The 13175-nt window shown below is 61.4% G+C and carries 12 protein-coding genes; 5 read left to right on the forward strand and 7 right to left on the reverse strand.

Features of this window, described 5'->3' with window-relative positions; translation table 11 throughout:
- Positions 1–87: 87 nt before the first annotated feature.
- The 3 genes from N2600_RS02840 to N2600_RS02850 all read left to right on the forward strand — a co-directional run bounded on the left by N2600_RS02840 (position 88) and on the right by N2600_RS02850 (position 2903).
- On the forward strand, positions 88–1146 hold the full coding sequence (locus N2600_RS02840) for an ABC transporter permease (protein WP_260297907.1): 1059 nt from the start codon (positions 88–90) through the stop codon (positions 1144–1146).
- Entirely contained in the window at positions 1143–1907 is a 765-nt protein-coding gene (locus N2600_RS02845; RefSeq protein ID WP_222385763.1) for an ATP-binding cassette domain-containing protein, read from the forward strand. Before N2600_RS02840 ends, N2600_RS02845 begins: the two co-directional genes overlap by 4 nt.
- Positions 1908–1985: 78 nt before the next feature.
- The gene (locus N2600_RS02850; RefSeq protein WP_017963003.1) at positions 1986–2903 is read left to right on the forward strand and encodes a sugar ABC transporter substrate-binding protein; all 918 of its coding nucleotides are present in this window, start codon (positions 1986–1988) and stop codon (positions 2901–2903) included.
- A 346-nt stretch (positions 2904–3249) separates the two neighbouring features.
- Here N2600_RS02850 and N2600_RS02855 read toward each other — a convergent pair whose 3' ends face one another.
- The gene (locus N2600_RS02855) at positions 3250–3480 is read right to left on the reverse strand and encodes a DUF2093 domain-containing protein (RefSeq protein WP_003545832.1); all 231 of its coding nucleotides are present in this window, start codon (positions 3478–3480) and stop codon (positions 3250–3252) included.
- A 67-nt stretch (positions 3481–3547) separates the two neighbouring features.
- The gene (gene mutL, locus N2600_RS02860; RefSeq protein WP_017963004.1) at positions 3548–5350 is read right to left on the reverse strand and encodes a DNA mismatch repair endonuclease MutL; all 1803 of its coding nucleotides are present in this window, start codon (positions 5348–5350) and stop codon (positions 3548–3550) included.
- Positions 5351–5534: 184 nt separating this feature from the next.
- Here mutL and N2600_RS02865 point away from each other — a divergent pair, with 184 nt between their 5' ends.
- Positions 5535–7256: a response regulator gene (locus tag N2600_RS02865; RefSeq protein WP_260297908.1), complete on the forward strand. Its 1722-nt coding sequence runs from the start codon at positions 5535–5537 to the stop codon at positions 7254–7256.
- 329 nt (positions 7257–7585) lie between these two features.
- Positions 7586–8950, forward strand: a complete 1365-nt coding sequence (locus N2600_RS02870; RefSeq protein ID WP_017963006.1) for a putative bifunctional diguanylate cyclase/phosphodiesterase — start codon at positions 7586–7588, stop codon at positions 8948–8950.
- A gap of 118 nt (positions 8951–9068) precedes the next feature.
- Here the strand turns inward: N2600_RS02870 and N2600_RS02875 are convergent, their stop codons facing one another.
- The 5 genes from N2600_RS02875 to N2600_RS02895 all read right to left on the reverse strand — a co-directional run bounded on the left by N2600_RS02875 (position 9069) and on the right by N2600_RS02895 (position 13124).
- Complete coding sequence (locus N2600_RS02875) at positions 9069–9680, reverse strand: PRC-barrel domain-containing protein (RefSeq protein ID WP_017963007.1); 612 nt, start codon at positions 9678–9680, stop codon at positions 9069–9071.
- Between the two features lie 220 nt (positions 9681–9900).
- Entirely contained in the window at positions 9901–10788 is an 888-nt protein-coding gene (locus tag N2600_RS02880) for an SMP-30/gluconolactonase/LRE family protein (protein ID WP_260297909.1), read from the reverse strand.
- On the reverse strand, positions 10785–11426 hold the full coding sequence (locus N2600_RS02885; protein ID WP_162118894.1) for a 2-dehydro-3-deoxy-6-phosphogalactonate aldolase: 642 nt from the start codon (positions 11424–11426) through the stop codon (positions 10785–10787). The genes N2600_RS02880 and N2600_RS02885 overlap by 4 nt, the downstream gene beginning before the upstream one ends.
- A 13-nt stretch (positions 11427–11439) precedes the next feature.
- Positions 11440–12357, reverse strand: coding sequence for a 2-dehydro-3-deoxygalactonokinase (locus N2600_RS02890; RefSeq protein WP_260297910.1), 918 nt, complete (start codon positions 12355–12357; stop codon positions 11440–11442).
- Positions 12357–13124: an SDR family NAD(P)-dependent oxidoreductase gene (locus N2600_RS02895; RefSeq protein WP_170262454.1), complete on the reverse strand. Its 768-nt coding sequence runs from the start codon at positions 13122–13124 to the stop codon at positions 12357–12359. Before N2600_RS02895 ends, N2600_RS02890 begins: the two co-directional genes overlap by 1 nt.
- Positions 13125–13175: the final 51 nt, after the last annotated feature.

Consider the following 13175-nt stretch of genomic DNA (forward strand, 5'->3'; position numbering starts at 1 on the left):
GAATGGTTACTTATCCATAAAAAACAAGTTGACGCACGTGTATCATATGTTTCTTATGTATAAAAAAACGGGGGAGGCTAGGGGAATTTGGAAGACTCCGGGATTCTGCCTCAGAATTCGTCGCGGCCTGGTGGTTCGCGGGATGCCGCTTTCCATCCGAGACAATCCGGCATCACTTTGGGGCTGAGGCTATTGAGCCTGGGCCCTCTATTGATCCTGATTATGCTCATCGCCGTCGTCAGTTTGATCACGCCGGCGTTTCTAAAGCCCGTTAATCTCGGGAACATCCTCGCCCAGACAGCAGTGATTGCTGTTGTGGCAATGGGGCAGCAGCTCGTTATCCTGACGCGCGGCATCGACCTGTCCGTAGGCTCGAATCTTGCGCTCGCGACGGTCATCGGCGGATTGGTCTACCAGCAGGTCGATTCCTCGATCGTCGTCATTTTGGCCATGCTGATTGCCGGTGCTGCTATCGGTGCGGTCAACGGCCTGGTCTTTGTCTATGGCCGGCTGCCACACCCCTTTATCATTACACTTGCGACTTTGAGTATCTGCCGCGGCCTCGCACTTGCATTGGCGCCCGGCCACACCACCATGCGCGGGATGCCCGATGCGGTGACAGCAATCGGCGGCGGCACGACGTTTGGTGTGCCCAATTCCTTCTTTGCCGTTGCGATGTTCGGGCTTCTTTTTCTGATCCTGACGAAGTCGATGGTCTTTGGCCGATGGGTCTATGCGGTCGGCGGCGCGCCGAATGCCGCCAGAAGCATGGGTATACCGGTAAAGGGTGTTCTGCTCGCAACCTACGTTATTTGCGGCTTTTGTGCAGGTGTCGGCGCGGTGCTGCTCGCAGGACGGACCGCCGCCGCCTCGCCAATTTACGGCAACCTTTTGGAACTCGACACGATTGCTGCAGTGATTATCGGCGGCGCCAGCTTCCTTGGCGGACGAGGCCATCTCGGCCACGCCCTGATCGGCGCCGTGCTGATCGGCGTTATCCGCAACGCCCTTAACCTTCTCGGGGTCGACGTGTTCTTTCAAATGATCGCCATTGGGCTCGTCATCGTCATCGCCGTAGAGGCCGACGTGCTTCGTAACCATCTCGAGGCGCGCGCGCGTGTGCTTCAATCGGCCAGAGTGCAATGAACCCTGCATCGACCACACCGGCACTTTCGGTTCGAAACGCCCAGAAGCGCTTCGGCGCCATCCATGCCCTGAATAATGTAAGCTTTGATGCCTATGCAGGTGAGGTAACCGCTCTCTTGGGTGACAATGGCGCAGGCAAGTCAACGCTCGTCAAGTGCATCAGTGGGCTTCATAGTCTCGACGAGGGAGAGATCCTCGTGGATGGTGCGCCCGTATCGCTCCATTCAACGGCGGCCGCCCGCCGCGCCGGTATTGAAACCGTCTATCAGGATCTGGCGCTTTTCGACAACCTGACCCCGGTGCAGAATTTCTATTGCGGACGAGAAATCACTTTCCCCTCCTGGCTGCCGCGTCCGCTCCGCTTCCTCAACACGGGCGCGATGAAGCGGGAGGCAGCAAGTGTCATCGATCGCCTGAAGGTTAAACTGCCGAGATTCGACGCGCCGGTTGCGCTGATGTCTGGGGGGCAGCGGCAGGCGATCGCGGTCGCGCGCGCCATTGTTTTTGCGCGCAAGCTGGTGGTCCTTGACGAACCAACGGCCGCCCTCGGGCTTCGCGAGTCGCGCCAGGTTCTTGACCTTATCCATCAGCTCAAGGCCGACGGCAATGCCGTGATCATCATCACGCACAATATGGAGCATGTCGTCGAAATCGCCGATCGGGCGGTTGTGCTGCGGCAGGGTCGCAAAGTGGGTGAACTGAAGCCGACGGAAGCGAACAAGCAGGACCTTGTCGCGATGATTGTCGGCGCCGAGGCTTAAGGGAGATCGCTGCTTCGTTGGGGCAGCGGACAACGAGATCGCTCTAGAGGAGGGCGGTCGAAACATGGGAGGTCTATCATGAAACCGCAATCCCTGCTGGGAGCTCTTGCGCTTCTGGCCGTCGCTGCAGTGCCGGCCTTGGCGCAGGAGCCGGTCAAGCTCGGCTTTATAACCAAATTCCCTGTACCATTCTTCGCAACAATGGAGAACGCCGCCAAAGATTATGCGAAGAGAAATCCCGGCGTCGAGATCATCTACGGGCAGGGCACATCAGCAACCGACATCGAGGGCCAGATTGCACAGATCGAATCCATGGTGACACGAGGCGTGCAGGGGATTGCCCTCACGCCCGTCGACCCTACCGTGTCGACTGCGCTGGACAAGGCGGTGGCGGCCGGCGTCAAGGTCGTGCTGATGGATAACAACATTCCGGATTGGAAAGGCAGGACGGCGCTTGCCACGACCAATAATTTCGCTGCGGGCAAAATCGCCGGCGAATATCTCAAAACTGTTCTTAAAGCCGGCGACACGCTCGGGATTCTCGAGGGCGTGCCCGGTGTGCCGGCGCTTGATGACCGCGTGAACGGTATGCTTGAGGGGCTAAACGGCCTTGACGTCAAGATCGTCGGGAAAGGCGCAACAAACTGCACCGAGGAGTTAGGGATCAGTGTCGCCGAGGATCTGCTCACGAAAAACCCGGATCTCAAGGCCATTTATGCCGCTTGCGGCCCGCCCGCTGCTGGCGCGGCGCGCGCAATCAAGAACGCTGGCACTGCCAATGACAAGATTGTGCTGGTCGGTTTCGACTTCTGCTGCGGCGAAGAGGAAGCGCTGAAGAGTGGAGTCGAGGATGCGTCGGTGGCGCAGTTCCCCACCAAGATGGCCGAACTCGGTGTGGATGCGCTGGTAAAATCGATTCGCGGAGAGAAGGTTGAGTCTTTGATCGATTCCGGCGCTGCGCTCGTGACGCCTGAGAATATGGCGAAGTTCAAGTGAACCGTTGCCCCATGTCGATCGCGTAGGCGGGGGGTCAAAGCTCCCCGCTGTCGGGAATGATATCGTCGAGCCTTGCGGCCCGGAGCCACGTGGCCAGCCGATACGGGCGTTGTCGTGGATGAGCCTATGATATTTGAAGTCGCCGGGTAACCGGAGCGGATATTCTCCCTGGAGCAGGCCGGTCGATCAGCCGGCCCGTTTCAGCCAACCCGAAGGGCCGGGCATCTTTCCGCCAGGATCAGAGGCGATCGGCTCGGACGTACCAAAAGGTATGCCCTTCGCCAATCGCCTCTGCCCTGACGAAAACCTGCTCCGGCAGAATGCTTCAATCTAACCCGGAAAGGCTCTAGCGCCGCTGGTTCGGCAGCACACCGGCGCGTTTGTCGGCATCGATTGCCGAGATCACGTCGGCATAGGGCTCCTGCCGGGCGACGCTCCAATAGCGTAATTCGTCGAGCGGAATCTGTTTTCCCGTCATCGCGCAGACGACATAGGAGCCGGGCGAGAGAATCTGGAAATCGCCATCGAGATACCGGATCTTCGCCTCGCGGTTTCCGTGTCCTTCGAACAAATTCATGCGCTCCGTTCCCTGCAGTCTGTCATCCGTCTGCCATACTCCCGCAAGGGCTGCTTTTCCAGCTTTTTTAGCTTCTGCCGAAAAGCCGTTCGATATCGCTGAGCTTCAATTCGATATAGGTCGGCCGGCCGTGATTGCACTGGCCGGAGCCGGGCGTCACTTCCATCTCCCGCAGTAGCGCGTTCATTTCCTCGGGCCGCAATCGCCGTCCGGAGCGCACCGACCCGTGGCAGGCCATGGTCGCTGCCACATATTCGAGCTTGGCCGACAGACCGGACGCCGTGTCCCATTCGGCAATCTCGTCGGCGAGCTGGCGGATCAGGCCATGCGCATCGACCTCGCCGAGCATGGCAGGCGTCTCGCGCACGGCGATCGCGCCTGGGCCGAAACGCTCGATCGCCAGGCCGAGTTCGGAAAGCTCGGCCGCATGCTGCATCAGCCGGTCGCAATCCTCTTCCGGAATGTCGATGATCTCGGGGATGAGCAGCACCTGCGAGGCCAGCCGCTTCGAATGCAGCGCCTTGCGCATCGCTTCGAAGACCAGCCGCTCATGCGCGGCATGTTGATCGACGATGACGAGCCCGTCCTCGGTCTGGGCGACGATGTAGTTTGCGTGGATCTGCGCCCGTGCCGCGCCGAGCGGATACCGTGCATTTGGTTCGGTCGCTGCCGGCTGCGGCGAAAATTGCGGCTCGGCTCGCGCCGTCGGCATCGAAAGTCCGTCGAAGGACGCCTGGGGCCGCTCGCCGAAACCCGTTGTCGGCTGATAGGGCCGGGAGGGCGACGTTTCGGCCGACCATGGCGTTTGCGGCCGCTGGCTATTCGGCTGGAAGCCGGGGCGGAAGGAACGCAGCATGTCGCTCGCCCCGGTCGTCGCCGCCCGGCTGCCGTCGCGCGCCAAGGCCTCGCGGATGGCGCCGACGATCAGGCCGCGCACCAGGCCAGGGTCGCGAAACCGCACGTCGGATTTCGCCGGATGCACGTTGACGTCGACCAGAGCGGGATCAAGCGTGATCGATAGCACCGCCACCGGATGGCGTCCGGATGGGATCGTCTCGGCATAGGCGCCGCGGATCGCCGAGAGGATCAGCTTGTCCTGCACCGGCCGGCCGTTGACGAAGGCGTATTGATGGGCGGAGTTGCCGCGATTGAAGGTCGGCACGCCGGCAAAGCCGGTGAGCGAGATCTCTTCGCGCACGGCGTCGAGCGCAATGGCGTTGTCGCGGAATTCCTTGCCGAGTACCTGCGCCATGCGCGCCAGATGATCATCGCCGGTCGCCGGGAATTCCAGCGTCGTGCGGTCCGAGCCCGACAGCACGAAGCGCACGGCCGGAAAGGCGATCGCCATGCGCTTGACGATCTCGGTGATGGCGCCAGCCTCGGCTTTCTCCGTCTTCAGGAATTTGAGGCGGGCGGGTGTGGCAAAAAACAGGTCGCGCACTTCGACGATCGTCCCGGGATTGGCGGCAGCCGGCCTGATATGCGCGATCTTGCCGCCGGCAACGGCGATCTCGTGGCCGCCAGCGCTGTCGCGCCTGCGGCTTGCGATGCTGAGCCTTGCAACCGAGCCGATCGAGGGCAGCGCCTCGCCGCGGAAGCCGAGCGTGCGGATATCCTCGAGCGTCTCGGAGATCTTCGAAGTGCAGTGGCGCCTGACCGCCAGTTCCAGATCGGCCGCGTCCATGCCCGAGCCATTGTCGCTGACGCGCAGCAGCGCCTTGCCGCCGCCTGATGTGGCGATCTCGATGCGCGTCGCCCCCGCGTCGAGCGCGTTTTCGATCAGTTCCTTGGCAGCGCTCGCCGGCCGTTCGATGACTTCGCCGGCGGCGATCTGGTTGATGAGCGTTTCGGAGAGCTGTCTGATGGCCATGGGCTATTTTCGGAGATTCGCGGGCCGGAGGGAAGGGCTTTCCAAGCGCTTTCCCGAACCGTGATCCGGGGGCTTCCCCAAATGTGGGGGTAGGTAATGTTAAGCCGGTTTTAACATAAAAATGGCATTTCTATTTATATGCCTCCGGAAGCTGCGAAATCGAACAGATGTGGGACGGAATAGAATGAGTGCCGGCTTCGAAAAGGCGGACACATCATCAGGAATCGATGGGGCTCCCGCCGAGGCCGATCTGCAGACGGCGCTTTTCGATGTCGTGTGCGACAGCCTTTCCGCAGCTTTCATCATCTACGACAAGAACGATCATCTCATCTTCGCAAGCCGCCAGACCCTCGAATTCTTTCCGCTGCCCGCCGAAATGCTGAAGCCGGGCACGCGGCTTCGCGATTTCCTCGGCGCAATGTACGACACCGGCATTCGCCAGCAGTATGATGTCAGGCGAGGTGGCTCGCTCAGCCGCGAAGACTGGCTGTCGGAGAAAATCGCCTCGCATTGGCGCGAGCGTTTCGACGCCGTCGAGCGCCATGGCACCGACAGCTGGGTCCGCTTCGTCAAGCGCAGGCTGCCGGGCGGCTACGGCGTCACCATCATCTCCGACATTTCCGAGAACAAGAAGCGCGAAGAGCAATGGCGCTCCGATCTGGAGCGCGTGCAGCTCACCGAGGACATTCTCGACAATCTGCCGTTTCCGCTTTTCGTCAAGGATCGCAACCTCACCTATGTCGCGGTGAATCTCGCCTTCTGCGAGAAATATCAGACGAGCGCCGACGAGGTGCTCGGCCGTAAGAGCGGTGATCTGTTTTCAGAGGAGATCGCCGAGCGCTTCGAGGAGAGTGATCGCCACGTGCTGGAGACCGGCGAGATGTCCGTCTCCCGCCAGCGTCAGATCTCCCGCGACGGTGTCGAGCGCGACATCGTCAGCCGCAAACACCGCATCGGCAAGCCCGGCCGCTATTTCCTGGTGTCGACCACGCAGGACCTGCCGCGCGACGGCGCCGATCTCGACGAGTTCGGCCAAGCGTCCGCGATCACCGCCTCCAGCAATCAAAGCTATCGCCGGGCCTATGTGCCGGTACCAACGAGTGTCGGGCGGCGCGAACCAGCGGCGATGGAAGCGATTGTTCCGGAGAATTTCTCCGGCCGCAAGGTCCTCGTCGTCACCGCCGACCTCGCAGCCGAAACCGCCGCGCTGCGGACACTGACGAAATACGGCTTCGAATCCTGCTCGGTCCGCGGCGAGGACGAAGAGGAGCGGTTCCTGGAAATCGCCACCTCCTCCGGCATCTCGCTCGATCTTTTGATCATCGACAACCAGATGGGCATGCGCTGCCTCGAGCTTGCCGAGCAATACGGCATCCCGGCGCTCGTCATGGACGGCTTCCAGATCGCCAACGAGCTCACATTCCAGATCGCCCGCCATTTCAACCGCAACAGCCGCAGCGCCGCCGGTTCGGATGCGGATTGGGAAATCAGCACGTCCGACGATGTGGTCGGCCTGCAGATTCTTGTCGCCGAAGACAACGATATCAACCAGATCGTCTTCTCGCAGATCCTCGAAGGCCTCGGCTACCGCCATATGCTTGCGGCGACCGGTGACGAGGCCGTGCGCCTCTGGGCCGAGCACCGGCCGCAGATCGTACTGATGGATATTTCCCTGCCGGGTTTCAACGGTTTCGAGGCCGCCCGCCTCATCCGGCAGATGGAGGAAACCGGCGGCGGAACCCGCACCCCGATCATCGGCGTGCTCACCCAGGCCTTCGAGCGCGACCGCGCCGAATGCGTCAAATCAGGCATGGACGACGTCATCATGAAACCCGTCAGCCCGGACATGCTCGAACTGGTATTTCAGAAGTACCTGATGGCCGAGGCTTTGCGGGCGCGAAACTAAAGCATGTCGCGCAAAAGTGTGCAGCGGTTTTGCGCTAACGACATGCGTAAAAACAAAGACCTAAAGCGCGAGGAGCGAATCTGAAAGATCGCGACGCGCTTTAGAGCAATTTCAGGAAAAGTGTGAAGCGGTTTTCCGTCCGGAATTGCGTAAAACAAATGTTAGAGCGGTTCGGCCCTTCCATGAGAAGCTGAACCGCTCTAACAGAGATACCCGTCAACTCCTAGATTTTGGGTGTTCCAGGCGGCAGAGATCGCTGATTTCCTATCGAATTGTTAAGACATGCCGGTCATTCTTTTGCATAGCTGCGGGGGAAAGCTCGGGTTTGCATGATAAAATCGGCGGAAATAGCTTTCTTGACCGTGGGTCAGAATGAGCTTCAGGCGATGGCCTACACCGATCCGCTGACCGGATTGGGAAACCGCAATCGCATGCGGGACAAGGTCTTGCAGATCTCTTCCGAGCGCGCCAGCGATCCGGCCCCCTTCACCATCGGCATCGTCAACCTCGACAGCTTCAAGCCGATCAACGACCTGTTCGGCTCGACAGCCGGCGATGAAATCCTCTGCCAGGTCGCTCATCGTCTCAGGGCCTGTATTCCGGACGGCGCGCTTGTCACCCGCCACGATGGTGACGAATTCGCCTTCGTGCTGCCATTGATCTTCGAGCGGGCGAGTGCCGAGAAGTTCGGCCAGATGATCCGCGAGGTGCTATCAGCCCCCTATGACCTCGGTGACCGCAACGTCCGTCTCTCCGCTTCCCTCGGCTTCTCTATCTATCCGTTCGCCGGAGAGGATTGCGAGGAACTGCTGAAGAGTGCCGAAACCGCCCTCTACCGCTCCAAGCGCCGCGGTCGCGGCCAGATCACCGTCTATTCGCGCGAGATAGCGCAGGAAATGAAACGCGCGACGCAACTGGAGCAGGCGCTCAGAAACGCCATCATCTCGGATGCGATCGACGTGCATTTCCAGCCGATCGTCTCGTTGTCCAACAATCAGGTCGTCGGCTTTGAGGCGCTCGCCCGCTGGAACGACCCCGATCTCGGCTTCGTGCCGCCCGGCGTCTTCGTGCCGCTCGCCGAAGAGCGCGGCTTCATCGATGCGCTGTCGGAGGCGTTGCTGCGTAAAGCCGCCGAAGCAGCACTGTCCTGGCCGCGCGAACTCTTTCTGTCGTTCAATCTATCCTCGGCCCAGCTGATGGATCCGGGAACGAGCAGCAGCGTCCTGTCGATCCTCGGCCGCGTCGGCTTCGATCCGCATCGGCTGGAGCTGGAGATCACTGAGACCGCCGTGATGAGTTCGGCCGATACCGCTCATCGGATCATCGCCGATCTGCGCGCCGCCGGTGTGCGCATCTCGCTCGACGATTTCGGCACCGGCCAGTCGAGCCTCGGACGCCTGCGCGACTTTATCTTCGACAAGATCAAGATCGACCGTGCCTTCGTCTCGCGCATCAATTCCGATCGCGCCTCCGAACACATCATCAAGGCGATCCTCACCATGTGCGAGGGTTTGGAGCTGGAGGTCGTGGCGGAAGGCATCGAGGATTATGCGGAGGCAGTGAAGTTGCGTATGCTCGGCTGTGGCATGGGCCAGGGCTATCACTTCGGCCGTCCGGCCGATGGTATCGCCACGCTGCGCTTCCTACACGAGAACTACTACGATCCGACTATGATGGAGCGTGTCAGCGCATAAAACGATGGCGCCCCATAAAACGATGGCGCCCCTAGAGCATGATGCTTTTAGGCCGATCTGGCCTAAAATCATCCAGTTCTAGGAGCGCCATCGCCTACGCTATACTACCGCGCACGGATTATTTAGGCGTGGTCGAGCCGGTCGCCGTGGTATCGGTACCGTTCGCAGCCGGAGCCGGAGCCCTTTCGGCCGACTGCATTGCCAGCGTCTTGAACTCCGGTGCGGCCTTCAGCGATTCAGCCGTTTCGCTGGTCGTCAGCTTGACGCTGCCGTCCTGAGTGTTCTGCGCGACGGTGATCTTTTCCATCGGAACGGCGACATCCTTTTCGCCGATACCGAGGAAGCCGCCGACGCCAACGATCGCAGCAACAATGCCGCCGTCCTTCTTCATGATCAGGTCGTTGACGCTGCCGATGCTTTCATTCTTGGCGTTATAGACCGACTGGCCGATATAGGTGTTGGCACTGATCTGATCCGGAGCCTGCTCCGTCAGATAGCCGACCTGAGCTGTGTCTGCGGTCGGTGCTGCGGCCGGAGCCTGTGCGGCATCGCCTGCGGGCTTGGTGACATCGGGCGTCATCGGCTTAGGTGCTGCCGGGTTGGCCGGAGCTGCCTGGGTTGGAGCGGCGGGATTCGCTGGCTGCGGCGCCGCCTGCGAAAATGCCGCCGGTGCGAAAGCCGTGGCAAACAGTGCGCCAGCGGCAACGGTCGTCAAGAGTTTGCGTGTCATTTCGAACCTACTTTCATTTCCCTGGAGTAATCGCTGACCGGCAACGCCTGTTTGATTGCAGCGCCGGTTCGAAAGGAAAATGAGTGGTGGGCCGATTGGTTCCGGTTGAAAACACGGAAAATTTCTCGATTCTCACGGAACATTTATCGAGGAGCTGCCGCCAAACCCAGAAAAGGCGCCCCGGTCGGGGAGCGCCTCAGATGGCCTCGGCCCCCCGTGTTCAGAGCACATAGACGGGATCAAACACGCCCTTGACCTCGATGCCGAGCTCCAGAAGCGCGCCGGCACTGGGCTGGGCCGAACGGGCATCCTCGTCGAGCCCTTCCCAGGCGGTCGTTACCGCAAGCCGGTCGGCATTGACGCCGATAAAGGCAGGGCAGGAAGGCTGGACGGCGGGGACCTTGTAGCGCGAAATACGAAGGCCATCGGGATTGTAGCGGTCGACGACACCCGCACCCCAGCGCGCATTCCAGATATAACCGTCGGCATCGACCACCGAGCCGTCGATGTCGCCGGGCTCGTTCATGCTGTCGACCAGCACGATAGGCTCGCCCGAGGGCAGGCCGGTCAGCGGATCGACCATGACTCGCATCAGCCGGTTGATGCGGGAATCCGTGTAATAGCCGATCGTGCCGTCAGGCGAGAAGCAGATCGAATTCGGGATGCTGATGCCGTTGAAAATCTTCGTCACCTTGCCGCTGGCGACATGATAGATGGCGCCGGCCTGGTTTTCCGCCCGCTTGCTCATCGTGCCGATCCAGAGCGCGCCGGAAGGATGCGTGCGGCCGTCGTTCGAACGGTTTTCCGGCCTGTCGTTTTCGAGCGCGGCGTAGAAGGTGAGGTTGTCGCTTGCCACGTCGCGCACGAAAAGCCCTTCTTCCGTCGCGATCAGCTGCCGCGCTGCGTCGATGCGTGCAAGCACGCTCGCCATCACAGGCAGCGGATGCACCTTTTTCGCGCCCGTCGAAAGATTGAGCTCGTGCAGTTCCTTGCCGAGGATGTTGAACCACCAGACGGTATTGCTGTCCGGATCATAGGTCGGGCCTTCACCGAGAACGGAATTGGTATTGCAAAGTGTTTTGCCCTCGAACTCATAAATATCGGTCATACGTTCACGCTCCCAATGGCTGCATCATAGGCGTAAATGGTCGCCTTGGCGCGCTCGGCAACCTCTGATGCGGTCATTCCTGGCTTGTAGATGCTGGTGCCGAGGCCGAAGGAGAAGATGCCGGCCTTGGTATAATCGCCGAAATTCTTGTCCGACACACCGCCGACGGCGGCAATCATCAGCTCAGCCGGCAGGATTGCCCGGATCGCCGTGATGCCGGAAGGGCCGAGCACGCTTGCCGGAAAGAATTTGAGACCGGTGGCCCCGGCGCGCGCTGCCGCCAGCGCCTCGGTCGGCGTAAAGACACCCGGCATCGTCACCATGCCATATTCGCGCGCCCGGATGATCACCTCAGGCTCGACATTCGGGGTGACGAGCAGCTTGCCGCCGGCCGCATGCAGGCTGTCGACCGCCTCGACGGTCAACACCGTGCCGGCGCCGATCAGCACCTCGGCCGGCGCCATCTTTGCGGCGATCTCGATGGACTTGAACGGTTCCGGCGAGTTGAGCGGAATCTCGATCGCCGTCAGGCCATTTTCGATCAGAGCACCGACGACGCTTTCGGTCTCGTCAGGCCGGATGCCGCGAAGGATGGCGATCAGCGGGCGCTTCATATCGGGGAAGGGGATGCGGTTCATCGTGTCAGCTTTCTCAATTCGGCCAGATGGATTCGGCGGCAGCCGAAAGCCCGCGGCGCACGGCGGCGTCGGCGTCGATGGCGGTGAAGGCAAGGGAGAGGGTTCTGAAGGCCTGTTCGTAAAGTGCCTGCAGCCGCCCGGAGGCGACGAGGGTGATGTCGGTGCCGTTTGCCGCATCCTGCAGCGCCCCGGCGATCTCGAGGCCGATCAGCGTGCCGGAAAGCCGGGCTTGCGCGGCAGCGGCTGATATGCCGTGAAGGAGCTGGCCCGAGCGGGCGGTGAACAGCAGGTTGGAGGCAAGGGCCGGGCGCGTAAAAGCGGCCGAGACCGCCGCCTCGAAGGCTGCCGCATCCGCCTGCCGCTCTCCCGCGCCGGCAACGGCGTGCGAAAGGATCGTGTGTTTGCTGACGACGTCGAAAAGCTCGCCGGTCATGAAGGTCGAAAAGCCGGTGACCTTGGCGTCCGTCACATGCACCCATTTCGAATGCGTGCCGGGCATACAGACCGCCTGCGCCCCCGAGCTTGCGCGGCCGAGCGCGCCGAGAAGCTGGGTTTCCTCACCGCGCATGACGTCGGGCCTCGCCATGTCCCGCTGGGCAAGGCCCGGCAGGATGCGGATGTCGCGGCTTTCGCCTGGCACGGAGACCGCCCCGGTCAGGATCGAGACGAGCGGCGCCGGCACGTCGATATAACCGGCCTCAACCCAGCCCTGCCTGGCGCCGGCCATGCCGCAGACGATCACCGGCAGGTTTTCCGGCGCCTCGATGGCGGTGAGATGGCTGGCAAGCACCGCGGAAAAGCCGGTCTTTGCCGCGCTCGTCATGCCTTCGCCGCTGCGACGTTGGGCAAGGACGGTGCCGTCTCTGTCGATCAGCCAGAGCCGAAAGCTGCTGGTGCCCCAGTCCACCGCGACATAAGCGGGATTTGCCATTACAGAACGCCTCCATCGACAATCAGGGACTGGGCGGTCATTCCAGCCGCACAGTCGGATGCAAGAAACAGGCAGGGACCGACGATCGCATCGGGTTTGAGCGCGACTTTCAGGCACTGATCCTCAATCGAGCGCGCAATGCTCTCCTCGGTGAGCCAGTGCTGCATCTGCCGCTCGGTGACCACCATGCCGGGCAGGATGCAATTGACCCGGATATTCTCCGGCCCGAGCCTGCCCGCCAGGCTCTTCGTCAGTCCGACGACCGCTGCCTTGGCGGCCGCATAGGCGGGAAAACCACCCATGTTCAGCTTGAAGGCGATTGACGACATATTGATGATCGCCCCGCCGCCGGCCGTCCGCATCGACGGCACGACTGCCTGCGAGGTGAAGAACACATGCTTGAGGTTGACCGCCTGGTTATTGTCCCAATAGGCCTCGGTGACCGCGTCAAATTCATGGCGGTCGTCCCAGGCGGCATTGTTGACCAGCACGCGGATCGGCCCTGACCTGGTAATGACGGTATCGACCGTGCGCCGGATCGCCTCGATGTCGCGCAGGTCGGCATGGTGAAAGGAGACCGGATGCGTGGTCTCCCGCGACAGCCTTTCGGCGAGCTCGCGGCCGGCGGCCTCGGCGATATCGATGAATGAGACCTTGGCGCCTTGGCGCGCGAAACCTTCGACGATCGCAGCACCGATGCCTGATCCGCCGCCGGTCACCAGCACGGTTCGGTTTTTGAACTCGGGAAATTGTGCTGCTGGCATCATGGTCACCGTCGCCTCCCGACCTTATCGTTGTTCCATTATTTGGAACTTAAT

The organism is Rhizobium sp. WSM1274, from assembly GCF_025200775.1.
In the GTDB taxonomy this organism is placed as follows: Bacteria; Pseudomonadota; Alphaproteobacteria; order Rhizobiales; family Rhizobiaceae; genus Rhizobium; species Rhizobium leguminosarum_I.